Source organism: Erysipelotrichaceae bacterium 66202529, from assembly GCA_017161075.1.
In the GTDB taxonomy this organism is placed as follows: Bacteria; Bacillota_I; Bacilli_A; order Erysipelotrichales; family Erysipelotrichaceae; genus Clostridium_AQ.
Genome location: CP046174.1, coordinates 453,568 through 479,260, shown reverse-complemented (window position 1 = coordinate 479,260; position 25,693 = coordinate 453,568). Strand labels below are relative to the sequence as shown.

19 protein-coding genes and 1 pseudogene are annotated in these 25,693 nt (G+C 41.8%); 1 reads left to right on the top strand and 19 read right to left on the bottom strand.

From position 1 onward, the window contains the following. Positions 1 to 162 precede the first annotated feature (162 nt). Together prfB and secA are read right to left on the bottom strand one after the other, a co-directional pair. A protein-coding gene (prfB, locus tag GKZ87_02170) for a peptide chain release factor 2 (protein QSI24388.1) occupies positions 163 to 1,261 on the bottom strand; the annotation gives its coding sequence in 2 pieces (ribosomal slippage) (positions 163 to 1,188 and positions 1,190 to 1,261; 1,098 coding nt in all). A gap of 1 nt (position 1,262) precedes the next feature. Continuing rightward, complete coding sequence (gene secA, locus GKZ87_02165; protein ID QSI24387.1) at positions 1,263 to 3,611, bottom strand: preprotein translocase subunit SecA; 2,349 nt, start codon at positions 3,609 to 3,611, stop codon at positions 1,263 to 1,265. A 517-nt stretch (positions 3,612 to 4,128) separates the two neighbouring features. On the opposite strand from secA, the pseudogene GKZ87_02160 reads away from it, so the two are divergent. Then, positions 4,129 to 5,860 (top strand): annotated as a pseudogene (locus GKZ87_02160) (IS1634 family transposase). Between the two features lie 263 nt (positions 5,861 to 6,123). Here the strand turns inward: GKZ87_02160 and GKZ87_02155 are convergent. The 17 genes from GKZ87_02155 to GKZ87_02075 all read right to left on the bottom strand — a co-directional run bounded on the left by GKZ87_02155 (position 6,124) and on the right by GKZ87_02075 (position 25,632). Next, a complete protein-coding gene (locus GKZ87_02155) occupies positions 6,124 to 6,924 on the bottom strand; it encodes a collagen-like protein (protein ID QSI24386.1) in 801 nt (266 codons plus the stop codon). Positions 6,925 to 7,089: 165 nt separating this feature from the next. Beyond that, on the bottom strand, positions 7,090 to 7,287 hold the full coding sequence (locus GKZ87_02150) for a cold shock domain-containing protein (protein ID QSI24385.1): 198 nt from the start codon (positions 7,285 to 7,287) through the stop codon (positions 7,090 to 7,092). 352 nt (positions 7,288 to 7,639) lie between these two features. After that, complete coding sequence (locus tag GKZ87_02145; GenBank protein QSI24384.1) at positions 7,640 to 7,837, bottom strand: cold-shock protein; 198 nt, start codon at positions 7,835 to 7,837, stop codon at positions 7,640 to 7,642. A 27-nt stretch (positions 7,838 to 7,864) separates the two neighbouring features. Beyond that, the gene (locus GKZ87_02140) at positions 7,865 to 8,533 is read right to left on the bottom strand and encodes a ComF family protein (protein QSI24383.1); all 669 of its coding nucleotides are present in this window, start codon (positions 8,531 to 8,533) and stop codon (positions 7,865 to 7,867) included. 1 nt (position 8,534) lies between these two features. Then, on the bottom strand, positions 8,535 to 9,683 hold the full coding sequence (locus GKZ87_02135) for a DEAD/DEAH box helicase (GenBank protein QSI24382.1): 1,149 nt from the start codon (positions 9,681 to 9,683) through the stop codon (positions 8,535 to 8,537). Positions 9,684 to 9,767: 84 nt separating this feature from the next. Next, a complete protein-coding gene (gene galE, locus GKZ87_02130) occupies positions 9,768 to 10,778 on the bottom strand; it encodes a UDP-glucose 4-epimerase GalE (protein QSI24381.1) in 1,011 nt (336 codons plus the stop codon). Between the two features lie 297 nt (positions 10,779 to 11,075). Then, entirely contained in the window at positions 11,076 to 12,074 is a 999-nt protein-coding gene (locus GKZ87_02125) for an SIS domain-containing protein (protein ID QSI24380.1), read from the bottom strand. A 35-nt stretch (positions 12,075 to 12,109) separates the two neighbouring features. Further along, the gene (locus GKZ87_02120; protein QSI27858.1) at positions 12,110 to 12,943 is read right to left on the bottom strand and encodes a PTS mannose transporter subunit IID; all 834 of its coding nucleotides are present in this window, start codon (positions 12,941 to 12,943) and stop codon (positions 12,110 to 12,112) included. Beyond that, positions 12,930 to 13,703, bottom strand: coding sequence for a PTS sugar transporter (locus GKZ87_02115; GenBank protein QSI24379.1), 774 nt, complete (start codon positions 13,701 to 13,703; stop codon positions 12,930 to 12,932). The genes GKZ87_02120 and GKZ87_02115 overlap by 14 nt, the downstream gene beginning before the upstream one ends. 92 nt (positions 13,704 to 13,795) lie before the next feature. Continuing rightward, positions 13,796 to 14,272, bottom strand: a complete 477-nt coding sequence (locus GKZ87_02110) for a PTS mannose/fructose/sorbose transporter subunit IIB (protein QSI24378.1) — start codon at positions 14,270 to 14,272, stop codon at positions 13,796 to 13,798. 16 nt (positions 14,273 to 14,288) lie between these two features. Continuing rightward, a complete protein-coding gene (locus GKZ87_02105; protein ID QSI24377.1) occupies positions 14,289 to 14,708 on the bottom strand; it encodes a PTS fructose transporter subunit IIA in 420 nt (139 codons plus the stop codon). A gap of 13 nt (positions 14,709 to 14,721) precedes the next feature. Next, on the bottom strand, positions 14,722 to 15,543 hold the full coding sequence (locus GKZ87_02100) for a TIM barrel protein (GenBank protein ID QSI27857.1): 822 nt from the start codon (positions 15,541 to 15,543) through the stop codon (positions 14,722 to 14,724). After that, on the bottom strand, positions 15,533 to 18,289 hold the full coding sequence (locus GKZ87_02095; protein QSI24376.1) for a PRD domain-containing protein: 2,757 nt from the start codon (positions 18,287 to 18,289) through the stop codon (positions 15,533 to 15,535). The genes GKZ87_02100 and GKZ87_02095 overlap by 11 nt, the downstream gene beginning before the upstream one ends. Positions 18,290 to 18,588: 299 nt before the next feature. Beyond that, the gene (locus GKZ87_02090; GenBank protein ID QSI24375.1) at positions 18,589 to 20,823 is read right to left on the bottom strand and encodes a DUF4135 domain-containing protein; all 2,235 of its coding nucleotides are present in this window, start codon (positions 20,821 to 20,823) and stop codon (positions 18,589 to 18,591) included. A 13-nt stretch (positions 20,824 to 20,836) separates the two neighbouring features. Then, positions 20,837 to 22,351 (bottom strand): AAA family ATPase, encoded by a 1,515-nt coding sequence (locus tag GKZ87_02085; protein QSI27856.1) that lies wholly within the window; start codon positions 22,349 to 22,351, stop codon positions 20,837 to 20,839. A 343-nt stretch (positions 22,352 to 22,694) separates the two neighbouring features. Then, positions 22,695 to 23,690: a phage tail protein gene (locus GKZ87_02080; protein QSI24374.1), complete on the bottom strand. Its 996-nt coding sequence runs from the start codon at positions 23,688 to 23,690 to the stop codon at positions 22,695 to 22,697. Between the two features lie 22 nt (positions 23,691 to 23,712). Then, positions 23,713 to 25,632 (bottom strand): hypothetical protein, encoded by a 1,920-nt coding sequence (locus GKZ87_02075; protein QSI24373.1) that lies wholly within the window; start codon positions 25,630 to 25,632, stop codon positions 23,713 to 23,715. Positions 25,633 to 25,693 lie beyond the last annotated feature (61 nt).

Genomic DNA, 25,693 nt, shown 5'->3' with positions numbered 1-25,693 from the left:
GCTTCTATATCTTTATCCTTTCATTTATCATAATTTAAGATTTCAATAACTACATCAAACTCTATATTATGTATCCTCGGTTCATAAGATTTATTGGTCAATAAAAAAGGTATCCGGAAGATGTATCACACATCTTTTTAGATACCTTAATTGATAAATTAATCAAATCTGTGTTTTTAAATATGCAAAGATAAACGCATCCAGATCGCCATCCATGACCCCTTGTACATCACTGGTTTCACAACTGGTTCGATGATCCTTCACCATGGAATATGGATGGAATACATAGGAACGTATTTGTGAACCCCATTCATTGGCCTTCTGTTCCCCCTTGATTTCTGCCAGCTTGGCTTCCTGTTCTTCAATCATCTTCTGATACAACCGGCTTTTCAAAACACGCAGTGCTTCTTCGCGGTTTTCATGCTGGCTTCGTCCATTTTGGCAGGTCGCCACCAATCCAGTTGGCTTATGCACCATGCGGACTGCGGAATCTGTCTTATTGATATGCTGACCACCGGCTCCACTGGCGCGCTTGGTCTCCACAATTAAATCCTCAGGCTTGATTTCGATTTCAATTTCATCATTGAACTGCGGCATAACATCCAGCGAAGCAAATGAGGTGTGTCTTCTTCCACCGGAATCAAACGGTGAAATGCGCACCAGACGGTGAACGCCCTTTTCCGCCTTCAGATATCCGTAGGCCATATCGCCTTCCACAAGGAAGGTCACAGATTTAATACCTGCCTCTTCTCCAGGTAGATAATCCAGCACACTCACCTTGAAGCCCTTCTTCTCAGCCCAGCGGGAATACATACGATACAGCATATCAGCCCAGTCACAGGACTCCGTACCACCGGCTCCAGGATGCAGCTCTAAGATCGCACTGGAATGATCATATTCATGAGAGAGAAGAATTTTGATTTCAAAATCATCAAAGTTCTTTTCCATCTCCATATACTCTGCTTCAAACAGCTCAAAAATTTCATCATCATAATCTTCCTTTAAAAGATCATGTGTTTCTTCCAGCCCTTCCAGCGCACTGTTCAGCTTTTCATAGCTTTCCACAATGTCTTTAATGCCGTTGAGCTGCCGGATCAGCGTCTGGGCATGCTGCGGGTCACTCCAGAAATCATCCTGCAGCGTCATGCTCGTCAGCTCCTGAATCTTATGCTTTTTTTCAGCTAAGTCAAAGTGACTCACCAAGCTGTGCAAGCTTCGCCTGATGAGTGTTCACCCCCTGTTTAATTTCGTATAGTTCCATATTAGTTTTCCACTTTTCTTTCTACCTGTACCTTCAAAGCGAAGAATACTACTTCACGTGCAATACGTGCCTGCATTTCCTCAAACATCTCATATCCCTCCTGGATATATGCCTGCAGAGGATTGTTTTGCGCATAGGAACGCAAATGAATACCGTTTCTCAGCTTATCCATGATATCGATATGCTCAATCCAGTTACGATCCATGTTACGCAGTACGATGGTTTTTTCAAACTGCTTAAATTCATCACGGATATCCTTGATTTTATCATCATATAAGGTGAAGATTTTTTCTGCACAGTATTTTGTTACAGCATCCTTTTCCTTGCCCTGGATTTCCTCCAGCTTCAGATTGTCCTTTTCTTCCAAACCGAGCAGCTCCAGCCCCTGCAGAACTCCTGCATAATCCACGCTTTCATCATGACGGGTATGATCCACATTGGCATCTACCACACTGTCAATAACACGATCAATCATATCGCGTACGATTCCGTGCACATCATCATTTTCCAGAACGAAGTTTCGCTGTTCATACATGATTTCACGCTGCTTACGCAATACATCGTCATAATCCAGCAGCTGCTTACGAACATCATAGTTATAGCCCTCAACACGCTTTTGTGCTTGGGATATGGATTTTGTAACCATTTTGGATTCAATCTGTGCATCGCCCATAGATTCAAACAGCTTTTCAAATTTATCGCCGCCGAATCGAATCATCAGCTCATCCTTTAAGGATACATAAAAGCGTGAAAATCCAGGATCTCCCTGACGGCCGCTTCGTCCACGCAGCTGATTGTCAATACGTCTGGATTCATGGCGCTCACTGCCAAGAACAACCAGACCGCCAAGCGCACGGGATTCATCAGTTAGCTTGATATCGGTACCACGGCCTGCCATATTGGTTGCGATGGTCACAGATTTAGGTCGCCCTGCCTTTGCGATAATTTCCGCTTCTCGCGCATGGTTTTTCGCATTCAGAACTTCATGAGGAATCCGTTCCTTTTTCAGCAATTCATGAACTAGCTCACTGGTTTCTACGGAAATCGTACCAACCAGTACCGGCTGTCCTTTTTCATACAGCTCTTTTACTTCTCTTACCAGTGCGGCAAATTTCAGTCTTGGATTGGCGAAGATTGCATCCGGATAATCAATACGCTGTACTGGCTTGTTTGTAGGAATTTCAATTACTCGCATATTATAAATATCCAGGAACTCCTCTTCCTCAGTTTTTGCCGTACCGGTCATACCGGCCAGCTTGTCATACAGACGGAAGAAGTTCTGATAGGTAATGGTCGCAAGGGTACTTGTTTCCTCTTTGATGGATACACCTTCCTTGGCTTCGATTGCCTGATGCAGACCATCGGAATATGCACGTCCTGGCATTGTACGTCCGGTAAACTGGTCAACGATGACGATTTCATCATCCTGAACCACGTATTCTACCTCATTTTTCATGATATAGTTTGCTTTTAATGCCTGTGTGATATGGTGAACGAGCTGTGTATGATCGACATCGTACAGATTTTTAATTTTGAAATAACGCTCTGCGACGCTTACACCCTTTTCACTCAGCATGATCTGGCGTGTTTTTTCATCAATTTCATAATCATCGCCCTTTAAGCGCTTTGCGAAAGCATCTGCCTGCAGATACAGATTCGCCGTTTTCTTCGCACCACCGGAAATGATGAGCGGTGTTCTGGATTCATCAACCAGAATGGAATCGACCTCATCGACGATTGCGACATGCAAGCCGCGCAGTACACGATCCTTCACATCGGTTACCATGTTATCACGCAGATAATCAAAGCCTAATTCAGAGTTTGTTGTATAGGTAATGTCACAGTTAAATGCTTCACGCTTCTGTGCAGGCGTCAATGGACGTGAGTTCACACCAACAGTTAAGCCGAGGAACCGATAAATCTGTCCCATCCATTCCGCATCACGGCCTGCCAGATAGTCATTGACAGTAACAACATGCACACCTTTGCCGCTTAAAGCATTCAGATAAACACACATGGTGGAGGTCAGCGTCTTACCTTCACCGGTTTTCATTTCGGCGATATCGCCCTGATGCATTGCGACCGCACCCATAATCTGTACCTTATACGGATACTCGCCAATCGTACGGCGTGCAGCCTCACGCGCAGTGGCAAAGGCCTCAACCAGTAAATCATCAAGGGATTCCCCTTCTTCACATCTATGTTTGTATTCCTGTGTTTTCTCTCTCAATGCATCATCACTTAACGCTTCCATATCATTGGCCAGTGCCATGACCTTGTCAGCAGTCTTTTCCAGATTATGCAATGTCTTTTTTTCACCGTTTAATAAACGTTCGATAAAATTAGCCATTTAAGACCCTCCATACTTCTTTATAAGTTTATATCGCCTGTTTTAAAAACTTCATATAGCCTTATCTATTGTAACACAAAGTGTGTTTCAATAACACAGAATACAGGCAATTTCAGAAGAATTTACATTTTGTTTCTTTTTTCCATAACATTTGTGTGAACAACCTGTCCGCGTATTCGTTTACGTAAGCCGTCGGATATAGTTTTATGTATCATTATTATAATAGAAGAGCATTTTGTTTCAATAGAAACCAAGAAAATCAAGCTGGAAAAGGGACATTCTCAAGCATGTCTGGATTTTGTCCCCTTTCGCTTATTTATTTTGTAATGATTTCAGCCTTGCATGTAGATATAAATGTCGGATCACTGTTGTTTGGTCCCCGTGTTTAGAAGTTAGCACCATGAAATTAAGTGATGAGTTTAATCTACTAGCTGATGAAAGTCCCTGTTTTAGCGGACTTTTTTTCTTTGAAATAATTTGATAAAAAAGTTTTTCTATGTTATAATAATGGTGTTACATAGTGCTATACACTTTGGAGGTTCCTATGGCTTATTTCCTTAAAAATCTCATCTGAAGAAAGGTCTCTATCTTCAGATCTATGAAAGTTTCTATGACCACTCTAAAAGAATACCTCTCACAAATCTTTCAGATCTCTAGGTTACGTCCATGATCTCATTGATTCCGGTATCGCTGATCCTATCTCCTTTTTCTCTCAGGAAGTCAAAAACTCAACGATGAGCTCAAAAGCAGGAAAGAACTTGAAAAAATCAGGCTTATCGAGGAATCCCCTGTCCGTTACCTCGGCTATTTCCCTATCAAAAATATTCTTGATGGTCTCAGGGTATCTGAACATATCAACCTGCTCCAGTATAATCGTGATTTCAGATTCTCCATCAGCGATATCATGGAGTGCCTCATCTATGCAAGATGTGTGAAGCCATGCTCCAAATACAAGACCTTTCATGAGGTGATCCCTTATCTTTATGGGGACATGACAGGTTTCAGCTATGACCAGCTGCTGACTGCACTTGGGATCATGGGTGACGAATATGAGAAGATCGTTGAGATCTTCACCAGCAGAGTTTCTGAACGTTATGGCATATCTACCTCGAAGACTTATTTTGACTGCACCAATTTCTACTTTGAAATTGATAGAGAAAGCGACATTCAGAAAAGGGTCCCTCTAAAGAGAACCGTACTGATCCTATCATTGGTCTGGGCCTGCTTCTTGATACCAATCAGCTTCCTATCGCAATGAAACTTTATCCCGGCAATCAGTCCGAGAAGCCAGTATTAAGAAATATGATCGGGGCATTGAAGCAACAGAACAATATATCAGGAAAAACCGTTCAGGTGGCTGACAAAGGATTGAACTGCGCTGCCAATATCTATGCAGCCAGAAAACAGGGATGGCTATATTTTTCGAAATCTGTAAAGTCGCTGAGTGACAGGGAACAGCAGTGGGTGCTGAATGAAAACAATCAGTTCACATGCGTGTATGATGAAAACAAAGAGCTGAAATATAAATATCTGAGCATTATCGATGAATTCAAATATGAATTCCAGGACGAGGATAAGAAGAAAAAAGATTCACGGTAAAAGAAAACGCATTCTGACATTTAATCCCTCCTTATGTGAAAAGCAACAATATGAACTGAAAAAGATGTATGAGAAAGCAAAGAAATTAAAAGCGTGTCAGGCAAAGAAAAGCGAGTATGGTGAATCATCGAGATATATGACATTCTCATCATCAGACAAGGATGGGAATGCCACAGATGAAAAGGTGATCGTCCAACTGAATGAGAAAAATATAAAAAGACTGTCAATTGGCCGGATATAATATGCTGGTAACATCTGAGCTGGCAATGGATGATGAGGAAATCTATAATGTATATCATAATCTATGGCGGATAGAAGAGTCCTTTAAAATCATGAAATCCGAGCTGGATGCCCGTCCGGTTTTCTGCCGCAGCGAAAGCACGATCAAGGGGCATTTCCTGATCTGCTATCTGGCAGTGCTGCTGAGCAGAATCCTTGAGTTTAAAGTGCTGGGGAATAAGGTCTGCACTTCCAGACTCTATGAATTCATGCGAACTTATACAGTTCTGAGAGAGGAGAACAGCAGATACATCAATATTACTCCATCCTCACCGACCATCACAACACTGTCGGAACACTTCAATCTGCCGATACGGAACTTCTATTTATCACCACAACAAATAAAAATGATGCTTGATCAAGTGATTTAGCACCATTTTTTTCATTTTGCTTCTAAAGTCAGGTTCAATAACACAGAATACAGGCAATTTCAGAAGAATTTACATTTTGTTTCTTTTTTCCATAACATTTGTGTGAACAACCTGTCCGCGTATTCGTTTACGTAAGCCGTCGGATATAGTTTTATGTATCATTATTATAATAGAAGAGCATTTTGTTTCAATAGAAACCAAGAAAATCAAGCTGGAAAAGGGACATTCTCAAGCATGTCTGGATTTTGTCCCCTTTCGCTTATTTATTTTGTAATGATTTCAGCCTTGCATGTAGATATAAATGTCGGATCACTGTTGTTTGGTCCCACCAGTACCACCATTCCAAATTCATTCCTGATTACAGTACCTTTTCCTACTGTCTGACCACCGGCGTTAATGTCTACACCTGTGGTACCTGTTGGAAGATATGAACGGATAGCACTTTCACATGCAGCTCCACAGCCGGTTGGAGCTGGTACAGGTGCAGGAAGGTACGTAATAACTTCGTTGTATACTGCACTTGTAATACGCACAGATGCAATGCGACAAATTGATACAGCCTCTTGCGGTACACCCTGTGCATTCGTGAGCTGTAGCAGGCCATAATCGGGGGATGATAATAGAGAACCGGCACGACCACTGGCATTATTGCCACTTTCCATTGCAACAATGATTGTGTCGCTTGGATATAGCTGAATGATCTGTAACAATATATTGACCATTTGTTGAACACATGAGCAGTCAACACCATTGCCTCCAGGGCCTGTTGGACCCGTTGCTCCTGTGTTTCCTGTATTGCCTGTTGCTCCAGTCACTCCTGTTGGTCCAGTGTTTCCTATGCCTGTTGGACCTGTTGCTCCTGTACTTCCTGTATTGCCTGTTGCTCCGGTTGCTCCTGTCGGCCCGGTGCTTCCTATGCCCGTTGGACCTGTTGCTCCCGTGCTTCCGGTATTGCCTGTTGCTCCCGTAGCACCTCGAAAGCCTCTGGGGCCACGTGGCCCCTCGCAACAGCAATCACAGCTGCAATCAAAGCAGCCACAACATTCATTTTCATCATAGTACATACTTCTCACCTCTTTTCATAACCACTGTAAAATTCTATGGTCATTCCAGAGTATGTTAAACATATATCCTCGGTAGCTGTCATCTCCCTATTATGTCGTATTCTCTTTCATAAAAAAATAACCATGACAGCCTTTTTTCATTAGGGTCACGGTTATTCTGTTTTTTTACGCCTTAACGATGTTATGAGCCTGCAGGCCGCGGTCAGTTTCAACTACATCAAATTCAACCTCTGCATCAGCATCAATTGTTTTGAAACCTTCCATCATTAATTGTGAATAGTGGAAGAATACATCTTTTCCATCTTCTAAAGTGATGAATCCGTATCCTTTTTCCTGGTTAAACATTTTTACTTTTCCTCGCATTGCTTCAAATCCTATACCTTTCTATGCTTATCGCTGCATACCACCATTATAGACATTTTACAAGTGAAAATCAATTAAAAAATTGTGAACTTTTTGAAAAAATTATCATGGTTTTGTAATATGTTTCTTATTTTTAAACAAATTTTCATATTTGTGTAAAAATTACATATAAACAGAAATATTTTTCATTATTAGAACGTATATTGAAAGATGTTATATAGGTGAAGCGATATAAAATTTCCAGGTTCCCAGCATATCCATATCCATTCATCTTTTGTATCGCATCTTCCATTTTTACTTATCGTTATAAAGGAAAAGTCGGGAAATTACAATAGCATTCCCGACCGTCCAATTATGCTTTTTCTACATTTCTGGCTTGCAGACCCTTATCAGAATCCACCGCATCAAAGGTCACTTCCTGACCCTCCTCCAGTGATTTATACCCTTCCTGTTGAATATGAGAATAATGTACGAAAATATCCTTTCCATCTTCTCCGTTAATAAATCCATAACCCTTTTCAGCATTAAACCATTTTACTTTGCCTTTCATTTCTGACTTCACCTTCCTGTATCTATGTCAAAGTATAGAGAACATCCCCTTTCTTTTCAAATCTTTTTTATCGCAGGATTCGACAAAGCGGGGATTCGCACAAAGCGTAAGTGCCTCTATCTTATATGTATGCTCCTTCAGTAAATCATATGCACAACGAATCGTATTCCCACTTGTAACAACATCATCAACAAGCAGTAATTTTGTTTTCGGCAGTTCCACATTTGGTTTCTTTTTTATTACCTGGGAAATACTTCTGCGATTTGCGAAGCTCTGCAGGGATTGTTTGTGATTACAGGTTTTATAAAATGGTTCTATTGTATGTAATTGGCAGTCATGCAGCATTTCCTTTACTGGCAAAAAACCTCTCTCTGCAGTTTTCTCATTACTAGATGGCAGTAAAACGACAGTATAATGTCGAAATTTATCGTTTATTTTTTTCATGATATCATGAAAAAACACATCACGAAGCGCAGTATCCAGTCCTTCCTTATACTGAAAAATCATATTTTCCAGAAAGTCATTATATACATATGCTATGTGCAGGGGAAGGTCTCCCAGCTTAACTGTTTTATTCAAAGCCTCCAGCTGAGCATGACATGCTCCGCACAGCAGAGAATCCTGTCTGATAAATTCAAACAATGTCTGTTTCTTCGTTATATCCTCCATACATAGACGACACCATTGCTCTTTCATACTAGTGCCTCCCATTCATAAGCTGTAGCGCACGGATACAGCGTTCTATATCTCTGGTTTTTTTCGTACATAAAAACAGTCCCCTTCCTGTAGGCATTTCTATGTTTCTTCCCACACGACCGATCATTTGTATAAGACTGGCCTCATTAAAAACGGGATGATCTGCCTGATAAATGACAACATGTATCCCCTTGATTGTAATTCCTCTCTCTAAGACGGTTGTGGCAATCAGACATTCATAATGATGCGCATGAAATTTTTTGAGAACAGCTTCCTTATCCACGGTTTTAGATGTAAAGGATGTGCAGCGAAACAGTATTCGCAGCCAGTGACTCATTTTTTCTGCTAGTGCAATGGTGGGGACAAACACCAGTGTCTGTGCATGCTCTTTATGCTGCTCTTTCAAAAACCGGATCAGAAATAGCAGCTGCATAGAAGGCAGAGCTGTACGTACCTTGGGCACAATGAGGGGATAGCCGTGCGGCCTTTGAAACAACTCCACCATCTGAAGATTCCCTTTTTTTACTTCCGAAAGCATTTCCTCATCCGGAGTTGCGGTGAGATATAGACGGTTACCGATACAGGCATGCGTGGCAATATGTTTTAACACGTCGTTACCACGGTATGGGAAAGCATCCACCTCATCCATGATAAGCAAATCAAATGCGGCATGATAGCGGTATAATTGATGCATGGTACAGATAATCAAATCACCTTCAGTGACATCTGTATAGCCCTCACAAACCGCAATGACCTTCAAACCGGAAAAGGCAGTTTGCATACGGTCACGAATTTCCAGTACGACCTGGCGGCGGCTGATAGCAAATCCGACTTTACAGCCTTTGCGAAGAGATTGCCAAATTGCCTCCATCACCAGCTCTGTCTTACCTGCCCCACAGGCTGCATAGACAAGGACGTCCTGTCCACGCGCAAGATATTGTACAATTTGTGAAGCACACTGCTTCTGGGCAGGCGTTAACGGATAGTTCAGCTGATAGTCCGCATGAATCACTTTTCTATCTATCGGTTTCTGCTTTGGAAGCTCTCCTACCGCGATTCTTCCAAACATGATACACTTACGGCAGTACCAGCCTTTCATATCTTTGTAAAAATAACGTTCCTCCGTATTTCCGCAACGCAGGCATTGCATAAAATCACCTCCATAGTTATATACGTAGGAAGGAAGGAAAAGTCCTAAAAAAAGCAGAATTTTTACACTCTGCTTTTCATCATCCTATTTTGATTCTTTTTCAACCTGAAGGAAATGCCATGCGTCTGCACACATTTCTTCCAGCCCCTTCTCTGCTTTCCAGCCCAGTTCTTTCAATGCTTTATCGGTACTAGCATAGCATTGTGCAATATCACCCGGACGTCTTGGATCAATCTGATACGGTACCTCCAGATTGTTCACCTTTGCAAACGTGTTAACAACGTCCAGCACGCTGTATCCGATTCCTGTTCCCAGATTATAGGCATCAACACCGATTGGCTCCATAACCTTATTAACTGCATTGACATGACCTTTCGCAAGATCGACAACATGAATATAATCTCGTACGCCGGTACCATCTGGAGTATCATAATCATTTCCATATACATGGAGATACGGCAGTTCCTTATTCGCAACCTTAACGATATATGGCATCAGATTATTCGGAATATCATTCGGACTTTCTCCAAGCAATCCGCTCTTATGTGCTCCAATCGGATTGAAATAACGCAGCAGAGCAATATTCCATTCATGATCAGAAATGTAAAGATCCTTTAATATCTGTTCAATCATAAGCTTGGTTGTTCCATAAGGATTTGTCGTAGGTCCCAGAGGGAAATCTTCGAAAATCGGTACGCTTGCCGGATTTCCATAAACCGTAGCACTAGATGAAAAAACAAGTCGCTTGCAATTATGCTTTGCCATCACTTTACATAGTGCCAGCAAAGACATCAGATTGTTCTGATAATACATAATCGGCTTCTGTACAGATTCTCCGACTGCTTTATATCCAGCAAAATGAATTGCCGCATCTATCGTATGCTCATTAAAAATTTTCTCAAGAGCAGTTTCATCACAGCAATCTGCTTCATAAAATGCAACTGTTTTACCAGTAATACTTTTAATCTTATCAATAACATCGGCCTGTGAGTTGTACAGGTTATCAATAATCACTACTTCATTACCGGCTTCTATCAATTCGACGCACGTATGGCTGCCTATAAATCCGGTACCGCCAGTTACTAAGATTTTCATATGTGGTTCCTCCCTTAGCTTTTCACCGTTCCATTATAGCATAATCAAAAACATTTAACAAAAAACCGTGTAAAAATATCGTAAAATCAACCAATTTTCAAATAGATCCATCATCTTGAAATTACATAAAAAGCATACCTTCTGTATGTGACGTATGCTTTTAGCATTTCGTACTGTTAAATATCCACCAGATAATCTACAGGTTTTCTCATATGAAAAAGGCCGTGACGAAAGGGCTGTCCTAACGTACGACCTGCTTCTCTGACAGTTTGATGAACAATAAACTCTGAATTCCTTTTAATACTCCAGTCTTCTGTAATACCGTCTGATATCCATTGGATGTCTTGTTTCCCTCTCCATGTAAGCATCAATCCGATTATTTACCGCATGCATCACCAGATGGGAAATATGCTTTCTATACTTTTCACTGATACCCTTCAGCTCATAATCTTTCGTATCAATAATTGTGTAATTCTCACAGATTCTCGGCAAGAAATTAACCACACGCTCAGACAATGGCCGCTGCGCATCCTCTCCTACAAACACTGTAACCGGTGTCTCCTTTGTGACGATCTCAAACATGCCGTGAAAGAACTCTCCTGAAGTGATGGACTTCGTTTTGATCCATAACTGCTCCTCCCAATAGCACATTGCATAGGAATAGGTAGCTCCCCACTGATTACCGGCTCCCACAAAATAATGAATAGAATCATTCCAGTGCTTCTTCGCAAATTCCTGTCCGAAAGCATCCGCCTTTTTTTCAACCTCAATCAGTGCCTGTGCCAGATGCTTTTCATATTCCGCATACATTTCATCGCAATCGTCAAACTCCCCATGATTCTGCATGAAGCGATCTGCGACCATAAAGAACTTCAGCTGCTCATTGACAGGATAAGCAATTTCATAATCCACCAGCTTTGCCAGTTCTGTCGTATCAATATCGATAAATCCAATTACCTTAGCCCCGGCTGCCTGCATGCGCTTCACAGCCTCTACCACCTCCACCGTACTTCCCGTTACGGAGGATGTAATCACAACAGTTCCCTTGCCAACACGTTTATTACCTGTCGTATTGTACTCAGACGCATTTTCTGCCCAAGTCTCAATTTCTGACATCTCTTTCATATGAACAGCGGCCTGCATACCGCTCGCCCAGGTTCCCCCGATCCCTAGCCAGCAAATATTGCGATAGCCTTCTGCACATATTTCATCCACGATTTTGTTGATATCCTTACGGATCGCCAACGCTCCATTAACACTGCTGCGTACCCAATCTTCATTAAACTTCAATAACATGTTCATGTCCTCCTCTTTTCTGTTTGTTATTTATCTTACCCGGCAAGAACACCGAAATAAGCTCCTATGATTCCAAGAACCATCGTTCCCAGAATAAGAATGATCGGATTGACCTTTTTCTTCAAAAGCCAGTAATACATCCATGTACCGCCCAGTCCAATCAAACCGGGCATAATGCCATCCAGAATGGACTGCAGTGTGGTAACCTCTTCTCCAACCTTGCTCAGCTCCACATTCAGTGTTGTCCAAACCATATCCTTTGACATACAGCCGATAACCATAACACCAAGGATACTGGCTGCCGCAAGCAGCTTATCCATCATGCCATTCGCCTGCATCCTCTGCAAATATTTGAAGCCGATGTTATATCCAAAATGTGCACCAAAATAGCGAACGATAAATGCCGGAATGTTATACATCAGAAAGTATACGATCGGTCCAAACATATTCCCATTCTGTGCCAGAGAAATACCAATTCCAACAGCGATAACACGCAGACAGCCGACAAACACAGAATCACCAATTCCGCTCAAGGGGCCCATTAGTGCCGTTTTGATGCTGGAAATCGCTTCTCCATCTACCTCACCGCGCGCCTTCATTTCCTCCATGGATGCTACAATACCGCCAACAAACGGAGCAAGCTGCGGTGTGATATTAAAGAACTCCACATGACGGGTTAACGCATCCTTATAGCCTGTTTCATCCTCGGCATAAACCTTTTTCAAAATCTTATTCATCATCATGGCAAAGGCTATGTGCATCTGACGCTCATAGTTCCAGGAGAACTCCATTCCCAAAGAGCCCTGGTTGAATGCCATCCATGTAATATCCGCTTTCTGTATTTTCTTATCCGATTTAGAAGTCATCATCATCGCTCACCATCGCATTGGCATCACCAGCCGCAGCCCCTTTCAAATTCATAAAATCAAATTTTACAACGATCAGAATAACCCCCAATATCGCTACGCCGAGAACTGGCACACTCATATATGCGGCAAGTGCGAATCCCAGAAAGTAGTAAGGTACATTCTGTTTGTTTACCGTCATACGCATCAGCATAGCAAATCCCAGAGCCGGAAGCAGGCCTGCTGCTGCAGCCATTCCATTTGTCACATAGTCAGGAATCGCATTGATCATATTTCCGACCGCTTCACTTCCCAGATAGAACGCGAAGAATACAAGCAGAAATCTACGAACAATGGTAATCATACCAATCAGCCAGTGTGTCGCTACCACACCGCCGTAATTCCCTTCCACTGCATAACGGTCTGTAAAACGTAAAATCACAGAATTGAATACATTGCAGAAGTTACCGATTGCCTGTGAAACAAGAGCGATTGGCATTGCCAGTGTAACTGCGGTTTCAATCCCCTTCCCCATGGAAATTGCAAATGCTGTCGCCAGAACACCTCCCACTATCGTATCCGGTGGAACATAGGCTCCAATACTGACAGCCCCCATAAAGAATAACTCCAGACTTGCACCGATAAGCAGCCCCTGGTGAAGATCCCCCAGAACCAGACCGACCAGCGGTGCAAGAATAATTGGCCGATTGATATACAGGGATCCCAGCTGATCGCCAAAGACACCCAGACTTGCTATCAATCCGATTAAACATGCTTGTACCATGATTTCCTCCTCCTTCGCATTTTCATGCCTTTATCAGGAATATACTTCCTATTGTACTTTGACCCGCTGCATAGAACGGGGAGCGAACTGTTTTAACGATGCAATACGTGCTCCAGTTCTACCGCAGTTTCTGCAGGCAGCTGCTGAATGAAAACCGAAACTCCGCGGTCCTGTAATTCCTTTAATTCTGCTTCATCCTCATCGTTAATGAAGATTGCCTTGCTGATCTGCCGATAGCCCTCCCGGCGAATCGTCCCGCCAAGATTGATGCTTTTCACAGAGGAACAGCCTGCACTCAGGATATTGGCATCATGTATCGTTTTAACTACAACAAGCAGACGGTATTTATCCGTAACACCACTGTTGATAGCCTTAATAGAGTCCTCCAGGCTTTTGATAACGAGCTTAACACCGGACGGCTTAGCAAGCTTCATTGTTGTTTTGAATACCTCATCATGCACAACCGCATCATTGGCAATCAGAATACAATCGGCATTTAGCTCATTGGTCCAGGAAAACGCAACCTGGCCGTGAAGCAAACGGTGATCCACTCTGCATAACTTTATCATAATCATATTCTCCTTTTTAAAATTCATCCTCTTCCGATAAACATTCCTGTACCTTTTCATTGCAGTATACAATACCGCATTTTGCCTCATTGTCTAAGCGGTGTATCAGCTGCTTGGCAGGCTCATTGGAAAACAGAAACAGATTCATCAGCATTGGTAAATTCATCCCTGTCATCAAATGGAAATCCTTTCTTCCGATATACTTCATCAGCTCGTTGTTGACACTGCCGCCAAACAGATCCGTACAGGCGATAATTTCAGCATTTACCGGTATGCTTTTCAAGGTTTCAGCGATTAGACATCCAACCTCCTGCCCCTCCTTTACATAGGCGGTAATGATATGCACATTCTTTTTTTCTCCCAAAATAATCCGTATGGAATCATAAATTCCCTGAGAAAATGTTCCGTGACTTGCGAGTATATAATGTCGTTCCATAAGCTCCCTCCTTTCATAAACCAAAGCTTTTCAGTGTCTTCTGTTCCGCAGTCCACGGTTCTTCATAATAGCGCTGGGTTGCTGTTTCCAAAGAGAGATATCCAGGATACCCATAACGCTCCAGTATCTGTAAATCCTGCTTCAAATCACGCTTGCCATCCCCCCATGCCAGATGACCTGTCGGATTTCCATCTACGAAATGAATATGCACGATATCGTTACCAAATGCTTCAAAATAATCCTGCGGTGTGAGCCCTGCACGCGCCATGGCCCCAAAGTCTATGCAGACCTTCAAGCAGGTACTCCCCACATCCTTTCGATACCGCTTGATATCCGCTATCGTATTAACAAGACGTGATTCATTTGGCTGCAGTGCTTCCAAAGCAAGTGTTACATTCCGTGACTGAGCATAGGCAGCGATATTCCTCATCATATCCACAGAACGCTCCCACGCTGCTTCTATTGGTTCACTGTAATAATCCCATCCGCTTGTCACAAGAACCTGCCGGCATCCAATTTCACAGGCGATATCAATCATCTGCCTGTAATAGCTGAATACCTCCTGTCTGCGCATGTCTCCTTTAACCGCGATGTTGTTTGGCTTCGGGTTCGTCTGTTCCGGACAGATGCCTACGATCTTTACCTGATAGTCCTTGGAAAGTCTTTTCAGCTTCTCCACCGGTTCATGCCGCATGGTATCAACATAATAATGCATTGGCCCTGTCCAGATTTCTGCATAGTGAATGCCCTGTGCGTGGATAGAACGGAAGAAATCTTCCAGCTCATAAAAGCGATAATGGCAGTTCATTGCACAAAGCCTGTCCTTAAAATTCATCATCCCCGCCTCCCTTTTGCAAATCATTTTCTATATACTCAAAGAGATAGGCGATTTCCGATATCGGAAGTCTAACATGATAATGCTGCAGCATAATTTCAAAGCTTCGATTCACATCATCGATAAAATCTCTATGCTTTTCCTGAAAACCGGAGAGATCCTTGTATTTCTCAAAAGCTGTTTTCGTGACAAGGCGTTCAATCAGGAAGCAGATATGCATATAGATGCCGACAATGGTTTTACTCTGAAACTTTTTTCCCATTGTCTGCTGCAATGCACTGACAGCATCACTGACATAATCCAGCAGCTTATCAGCATTGAGTATTGTGATATTTTCCATTACCGACTGCATGGAGAAATTCTTCAGCAGACGCTGGTCAAACTGTTCGATTTCCTCATTGCTCAGATATGGACAAAATACCTGATTCAGTTGTTCGATGTTTTCAAAATTCATAATTTCCTCCAATGTCACACTGTTTACCTTTTTAAGCTTTAAGGAATACGGCTTGATCATCAGCACGACATCGTATTTTCGAAACAAAATATCATCTGTTCTGTTTTTCATCAGTTCATCAAATTCATATGCAATCATTTTCAGATCAATCGGCCGTGGCAAACTGTCCTTAAACAGACGGCAGAGCTTTTCCGATATCAGCATCCCTGCATCATTGGTGAATACAATGGCCTTTTCCTTTTTTGCTTCGGAAAGCACCTTGTAACGGCACTGATTTTCATTACATGCAAGCTCCAGCAGCTCCTCCAGCTCATAGTGCTGCTGTATTTTCATACCGATATTCAAGGCAAGTGAGGTTGAGATATTATTGATAACTCCAACATTGACACTATCCGCAATGACCTCACCGATCCCTTCCAGCGATCCCATATCCACCAGGAGAATAATATTTTTCAAATGCGGATTTTCTTCTATAAAATCATTCAGCTTACCGCTGATTTCCTGTACCGGAGTATTAAGCGGCATATCGATTGCTTCAAAGGTATAGGAATTCAAAAGAGAGTTTGCGGCATCCGCAATCGAGCTAGCCGTTGAATAGCCGTGACTCAGAATAATTCCGACAGTATCCTGTGAGCGGATATCACGATTATAGAAGTTGATATTCAGCATGAGGAAAATCCGGTTCATTTCGGAAAGCTGCATATTGATATTGGCATGCAGCTGTCTGGCAATAGTCTCTGTCAGAATATATTCATTGCTCATACAGCCCGCCATTTTCTTTAAACATTGCTGGATATCCTTTTGATGATCCTGTTCCCATTCATACAGGGAGGATGTGTTTTTCTGTGCGGATACCAGCATTCTTGCCAGCACATAGGCACAGTTGATTGGAAGATTGATATTTTTAATCACCTTTACACTGTTCAGGACTTCGATTACAATTTTCTCCATGGCTTCCAGACGCCCGTCATAATAGGTTTCCTGAAATACAAGAATGTCATAATAGTATCGCAGCGCCCTTTGTCCCTGTTCAAGAAAACCGTTGAACGACTGTGTTCCTGCAATATAATCGTCAAATGCCTGTAATAGCTGTTCCCACATGACGAGAATCTTACTTCCTGCTTCATTTTTTTCCACCGTATCAATGCGGACAAGTGAATCACGGTCTCTGCTGTTTTTATCCACTGTTAAATGATCCAGTAAATGCACCGGAAGATGATATAAATAAATATCCATCCGCTCCTTTGAGATGCAATCCGCAAATGCATTGGCGCAGATGGTACGGATACATTTGCGCAGCTCGTCAATATTGCTTTCAAATTGATAGCCCATTAGGAAATGCTGAAGGCGCTTGGATATATAAATACTGCGCTCCAGGCGAAGCTGCTCCTCCTGAAAGAATTTAATGACAAATTCCAGCCGTTCCTCCTCATTGCGTTTTTGAAAGGAAGGAATTGTACAGATTACAGGAATGCTCAGCAGCAGATTATGGCAGAATACGGTATGTGGATCCTCACTTGTGGAAAGAATAATCTGAACTTTGGCTTCAATTTGTGCCTGGTCATCATGGATACGCGTAAATTTGCTTCTCGCTAGGTAATCCGCCAGCTTTTCCTGGCATTCCTCACTCAGATTGCTGGCATTTTGTATACATAGGATGCCGCCGTCTGCTTCCTCAAGAAGTCCCTTTACCGCAGGATGTCCATCGACTGCTCCCATTCCGAATAATTCCTCCATCTGCCTGACCTTATCTTCATCCCGAAATGCCTTTTTCTTTACTAACGGGAGCTCCTTCTGTAATGATGTCATGCGATTAAGACAGAATTCATGTGTCAGGCGAACAAGGTAGGATTTTCCACAGCCCTTCTCTCCCTGCAAAATAACGGGCAGACCTCCCTGCGGATAGGAGAGCGCTGCTTTTAACTGCGATATCGGGTATTGCAAACTACCGGTACAGCCGATTGCTTTCTGAAAGTCCTGCAGTCTCGGGCTGTTCTGATGTAATTCCTTCATAAGCTCTCTCAGGCTCAGGTATTCACTGTTCTTTAATTCCAGCTGATACTTGCGTTCCAGCACGCTACGATCCATATAATAGACGGGGCGGGTGCTGATTTTTATGATACGCTCCTCCTTCACCAGCTCATTGAGATACTGGGAGGTTAAGGAACGCGAAATATTCAGAGCTGTGCTGATACTGATTGTTGTGAAGCCGCCTAGCTCGTTCATCCGCAAGCCCCGAGTAATTTTCTGCAGATAATCAAGAATCTGCAGCTTTGATGTTGTGATATTCATGGAACCACCTCACTTTCCGGTACCGCTTCTTTACGATACCATTATAGAAATTCACATTGCCTCATGTCATCAGAGTTCTGTATTTTTGACACTGCGCAATGCTTCCATTCTATCTCAAACACTAAAGCGGTTTCAACACTATGTAGTGTTGATTGAAAAGACACTGTTGAAATGACGGCAACAGTGTCTTTATGAATTCATATTTTGGGATTTGGTGATATCAATTAAAACAAAAGCAGATGATTATTTCCATATTGAGAAGCAATTATATCAAGAGTATACACCTGATACAAAACACTTCATGAATCAATTAAGTCATGAAATTTCTTCATGATAAAATCAAGCATTAGGCTCTTAATGTCCATCAGTTGATCATACTGCGCAAAGCTAGTATCCTCTTTATGTTTAAGTTCCATGATTGGAACAGAGTCTAGTGTTATTGTTAAATCATCTGGCTGAAATTGAAAAGTTGGAATTGTCCCTTGCTTAAAAGCAGCTTCCATACAGCTTTTACAAACCTCCTCATAAAATATAAACTCAAAATAATCAGGATGAATATAAGAATAATCTTTGCATGTCATTAACATTTCTGCTGCATCAGCTGTTACCCTTTCAATGATTTTCATTCGGTCCTCGTCATTATGAGCCATATGATATGATTGTAAACCTCCTGATAAATGTCTCGTGGCAATGGGTACTATTCGTACAACCTTTAAACGTTTCAGTAGCGATATCATTTTAGATTCAAATTCAGCTTTCGTTTTTCTTAAAACAGCCTTTACATAATCTTCGCCTTGTTTGATTAGCTGCCTCGTTTTTGGCACTCCAATTTCAATACGGTAGTCACTCAGCGATAAACATGCATCTCCAATCTGAACATGACAGGCAGCATAATCCATATGGTCACCGCTTTTATCACTTCCGTAAATGGGACCGTCTGTCCCCAGAATTTCTGTTCCAGCAAAATCGACGAAACAGCATTCCGCATCTATTACAACTGGTCCTTTTTCAGTCATAATAATATTGTCTTTATGCATATCCGTACCTCCAACGATTTTGCTTATCATATTTATCTCCCCTAACTGTATCAGCAAATGATCAGCTTCCTCAGGAGTGATAACCCTGCTAACAGATTGAACAATAGGTTCAAATTTTGTAGGCAACCTTTGTGACCCATAGTGTAGTTTGGGATATTTCATGGTCGGTAGTGGTATATATGGGGATTGCTTAACCTTTTCCTGTTCTGCAAGATCATTTACAACTGCAAATACGCCTTCCTCTCCTGTTAATGATTCATCCGGATTAAGCGAGCGTGGTTTATATATACATAAGCGTTCTCCAGTTTCTCTACTGCATATAAATAAAGCCTGCGTCCCCATTTGATGAGGATCAGAGCCAGTAGGTTCTATAATGTAATTCTTTTGAGAACCAAATAAATTCCAGTTTATCACATCATAAACAGCTTTCACTTGCTGCGTGGTTAATACCAGTCTGTTAACAAATATTTTCATAAGCTGACGATTCGTCTTATATTGCAATGGAGCTTTTGGATCCTTTGAATTACCGTCCACATCGATAAAATTATAATTATTATTTTGTATAGCAGCTGTGATTGCCTTTTTTGTATACGCTACTCCACAACAATCCTTTAATATTTTAATCGTCTGTGTGAATGTATCTGCTTCAGCTAAGAGATTATATTTTGCAAATAATGTCAAAAGATCCAAAATATTCATTTTGATAAGCTCTGGTTTTGGAGAACTCATATCGCCTTTCAATATAACCTCCGAATTTAAATATTGAGTGTTATCATCCGTTGTTAAAAATTGTATTATGTCGCCCGTGAGTTTATAATTAAAATTATCTTTTATGAATAATTTGATTTCAGAAGCTTTCTGCAATTGAAATAGAATATTATTATCCACAGCTTGGAAAGCAGAGAGATAATAGGCGATGTTTTTCACATCAGTCAGTTTCTGTAAACACGAAGCGACTGCCTGATATTTTTCATCATCATACTGCAACAGTATGTTTACAATATCATCTAAACTATCATCTGGAATATTTTCTTTATGTTGTGCTAACAGCACACTCATAGCATGCGCTTTATCTGCAGGCACTTTATTTTTCCGGAGCATTTCCTGAAATATTGTTTCTGTATAACACTGAATAACTGGGCGCATTGCACATTGTGGTTCCATATCCTGCTTCACCTCCATAGTTAATGGAGTATTTGCCTCTTTTTCCAGCTTATGAGATTGAGAAATCGGATAGCCTTGTAATGTATACTCTGGAATAACCCTTCCCTGCCTCTGCTGTCTTACATGTTGGTATTCATGAGGTATCAAATGATCATATCCGGTTCTTACATAGATATCATTTCCATAAGTAACAGCACTAGCATAAAATATATCCGGAAAACTGGATCCATGATGAATTGTTACATCCTTCATTTTATTTATTTCTTCCTTGTGTATGCTATTTTGATTGCAAGAATACATCATATTCACGACACCACTCCTTTCCTTATGCATATATATCCATAAACTAATTATGAAGAAATTTCATTACTTCAACCGGAACCTGCTCCTGCCGTTTATTATATTCCAATTTGACTGCCTTCAAGATATGTTCCAAAGTAAAGACAGCACCATCTTCCATTCTCCAGTAACAAGCGGCATTGACTGCAACATTTTCAATTTGTGCCAGAGTAAGATTCAGATGCTCTGCAAGCCAGATAGAGGGAAGTTCTGTTTTTAAAGGGATATCGGAAAAACAGACTCTCCATTTTTCTGCTTTTACAGTTTTATCAGGTAGAGGAAACCGAATCATGACTGTTATACGTCTTAAAAAAGCATCATCGAAATTCTGAAGGATATTGGTTGTCAGAATCACAATCCCCTGATACCGCTCTATTTCCTGCAGTAAAAAGGCCGTCGCACTATTCGCATATTTATCATTTGAAGAGGATACTGCTGTCCGCTTTCCAAAAAGTACATCCGCTTCATCAAATAACAGGATACAATTATTTCTCTGAGCATTGCTAAACATTTTACGCAGGTGTTTTTCACTTTCTCCGACATATTTATCCATTATCATTGAAAGATCTACCTGCCACACAGGAAGACCAGCTTCCTTTCCTAGAATTTTGGCAGCCAAGGTCTTACCGGTACCACTTGGACCATGAAACAGGACAATACATGCCTGGATTCTATCATGTACATGAAAGTCAGAATCCCCCATATGCTGAATTCTAAATAAAATATAGCGCAGTTGTTCCTTCAGGTCATCACTGCCCAGCCAGTCCTTCCATTGTGAATCAGCAGGCAGTATTTTATAAAGTGGAGAACTACAATCACTAGAAATTATATCCATATGATAATTACTCAATCTGCTTCCCTCAGGGTCTGTTTTTTTATAATCCACCATATCCTGCGGTGTCATATGAAGATAAGATTTAACCCATTCCTTTCCCCAAAGAAAGAAACTCATTGTCCGCAAATCCGCTGCAGATAAATACGGAGGTAATTGTATGACTGGATATCTGTTTGTGATAACCGATTCAGCAGAAATAATAACAGGGATGTTGAAGCAGTTAAAAAAATATTCAAGATAGGAAATCTCTTCTCTTAGCAGTTCCTCTTTAGTATCTAAATAAACAATACCGCCATCCTGCAGTCTGATAAAAAAAGCAATACAATTCAATATATGAAATCGTTCCTTTACATCTGCCTGTTTCCATGCAATACCAGATAGTAAAAACACTGGTTCTTCAAGAGTTTTTGCACATTGCAATGCCAGTGTTCGCTTTCCTGCATATGCTTCTGCAGCTAAAATACATGATTTATTTAAAGTTATATTCTTCAACAGTTCTGCCAGTTGTTCTTTATATATTGAAGCAAATGTCTGCTGTGATACTTCCACATATCGAAACGCCTTATGCTGAGGCAGGCAGCCACTGGACAGATAGTATAATACATAAGCTTGTAATCTGACCGGCGTCATCATCAGATAGGTTTCTTCAATACGCTGGAAAAGGATATCTTCGTTTAAAAAAGCCATACATACTGCTGCGGCATTTACAGGTAGTGGATACAACCCTGAATACCATGACAAAAGGATCCCCAAAGAAAGAAAGGATGCCTTTGTTTTTTTATATACATAGGAGGATAAAGTTGTATCTGTTTCATAAAGAAAGGCACATAGAAACAGAAAATACAGCATATCATCCAGCTGAAATTTTTCCTTCACATAAAGAAGATGTGGTTTTGGATATGCAGAGGGCTTTTGGAGCTCCTGAAACAATACTGCAAGCTCTTTTGGTTTCCCCTCTGCCTGAAGCCGTTCAGAAAATTCTAAACATTTCTGTACATACTCCTGATTATTTCCTGTCATATTGAATTCCTCACTTCATGATATCCGCACAATTCAATTGTGCAGTATTCATTACTCTGTCTGCTTTTTGCAGAGCTGTCGTAATTCCAAGATATGCATTGTGATTCATAAAGGACTGCCTCATAAAATGTACCTGTATCTCCGTATTCGCCGATGCCTCTTGCTGAAAAAAGAATAACAGCTTCTGCTTTTTCTCCACAGGTATACAAGGTACAAATACATGAAGAACAGTATCCTTTGCTTTCATACATACTTCAATGTGAAACAAAAATTTCACCAGCTCAGAAAGATAAAACAGACTGCCCTTTTCCCGATAGATACGATTCCATAAAGCCGGAAGCATGCGCAGTGCAGCTAGCTCAGCATAATCCTGAAAATGTTCCAGCCCCTGCCAGGTAAGCAGCTCCCTCAGATTTTCTTCCGTTGCACTTTCCGGATCCAGCTGTTCATAGAACCTGTCAATTTCATCCTCTAACGATAGATAAACATCCTTGAATACAGACAGATAAGCGTCCAGCGTTGGATTGTTCTGATAAACATAGGGCAGATACTCACTGAACAAAACCGCCGGAAAGCTCAGTTCATAGCCTGTAAAATACAGATGGTTTCCCTTTGGCTTTCGTACCTGAAAGCAGAAGACCAGATAACGTCCGCAAGCAGCTTCCCCTCTGCCATACAATAACATATCACTACTGTTTTGCGTGAATCCCTTTTGCCGTATCACATGAAACTGATCCTCAACAGATAACGTGAGCAGCTGTGTTTTGGCAGCTTCAGCATCAAACATCCAGACAGAAGCCTGCAGCTCCCACAGCTGTTCAAAATGTAAATGCAGCTCGTTCCATGTTCCTGATACCTCGCCACAGTCAAACACATCACTGACATACACAGCTTCACTGCTTTGCACATCCATTGCCAGTGCACCATCGGGTGTCGGCTTCATATGAATGGCATTCCCATGCAGACGCATTTCTCTATTTGACTGATAACATAATGCCTCCTTCAATACCTTCACCTCCAGTGGTTGCCTATATGCCCTGTGCTATGACAACAGCCTTTAAACGATATGAAACAGCAGCCTGATAGGGCAGCCTTTCATAATCATGATCCCTTTGAAAGCAGCAGTGGATAATCTCTACAGGACTGTTCTTTCTTAATTCCTGTAAAAGATTAGCAGCATACAGATCCTGTTTTTGCACTCTGCAGTCCTGTATATAATCTTTACAGGCCGCTTCCAGCTGATTTTTTGTCTGTGATGATGCCAGCACCTGTATCCTTAATGCAATGCACAGCTCTTGTATATGGATATCCTCAACACATACACGATCTGTGAAGGGTACATGCTGTTGCACAAGCCGCTGTACATAACAGCGATAAGCCGGGATATGACATGCGTGATTGCAGGTATCCAGTATATGAATCATCCATTGCCCGGGTTTTGTCTGTACCCGTACCTCCGAAATTGACAACAGGGGATACTGCAACAGAAACTGAACAAGCTCTTCCTTATGGAAAAAGATTCCCGGCTGTTCATACGGTATCTCATAAAGCGGTGTACTGCGTGCATTGCTTCCCGTCAGATGAGGAAGATATACCTGTATCGTTTCTCTGTGCAATGTAAAATTTTCCTGTTTCTGAACAAAATCGGTAAACAGCAATGCATTCTCTGCAGCTAAAGGAAGCTGAAAATCCCTGCCGTTCCCCATACAGATACCATTCTCTGTCCGATAGCATCCCATACCACCACTCCCCTTTTCATACCTGTCTATGATGTCACCATCCTGCCATACACCAGGTTCCATCAGAAAGGCAAGCCGGTATGTTGATAAGGGGGCAAGCGCTATGCTTTGTGAACAGATTCCATTCAATGTAAAGGTGGAAGCCTTATGCCGCAGCTCTTCCCGTTGTGCAATCAAACGTGCCGCTATGATATCCTTTGGGAACGCCTCCCAGTAAAAACAACAGTCATGCTGCGACTGTACGCGGCGGTGTGGATGCAGCCTCCAACATTTATCCATACCCTGAATTTGCAGCATAACCTGTTCCTTTGCGATATCCCCACTGATATGGATATGCGTCATAGCAAGGCTTGGCAGCTCCCACGATTTTGCAAGTGTATTTTGTGCTTTGAGCAGCACCGTATTCATCCATATTGCCTGTAAACCGATGGGATGATCCAGACATTTCTCTTTTATACGAAGACGCAGCCAGAATCCACATTCTTCAAAACAGGTCGATTCCACCATATCCTTCCCTGTCTGAAAACGCAGTTCCCCATCACACTGCAATGCATGGGTGGCATCGTGTAACTCACATACCTTTTGCCAGCCGTGAATACTGAAGTATTCCACATACAGCTCCGCCATATCCGGCCACTCCACTTCCACATTCTCCACACAGGAGTTTTCCACACATATGTATAAGGAACAGGAAATATTTTTTGGAAGCGGGTCTTTTATCCGGATATACAGGCTGCAGACAGACGCCTGTAAGGAAAGGGTATAGGTGCCCTCCAAAGCACGCAGCAGCTCTGTAATATTTTCTGCCTTTGTATCCTTTTCTACGTATATAGAGCATATTTCGTTTGGAAAAAGCTGATAGGAATGCATTGTTTCCAGCATTAGCACGGTTTCACCCATAGAAACAGGAAACTGCGTTCCCTCCCAAAGCATCATCGGCTGTTTCGGCTGCATGCGGAAAGCAAGGGGTACAGGACACAGTTCTGCTTCCCTATGGCCCTGAAGCCTTTCATACTTTTTGATATGTGCCGCCTGCACCTGATCACTGTAGTAATTCAGCATATCCACCAGCATCGTCTGCATTTCCAAAAGTGTATAGGAAACATCGGAAGGGAATAGTTCCTCATCCCCGCTGCGCTGCTTCCATTCCTTCACAGCATCCGCAAACAGCTCTTTATACGTGTGCGTATCCAGCTTTTGTATGTTCATGAGCACTCCTTTTCTCCCTTATATTCAGGTAGGAAGCAATTCCTATACCTGCTGTTCAAAA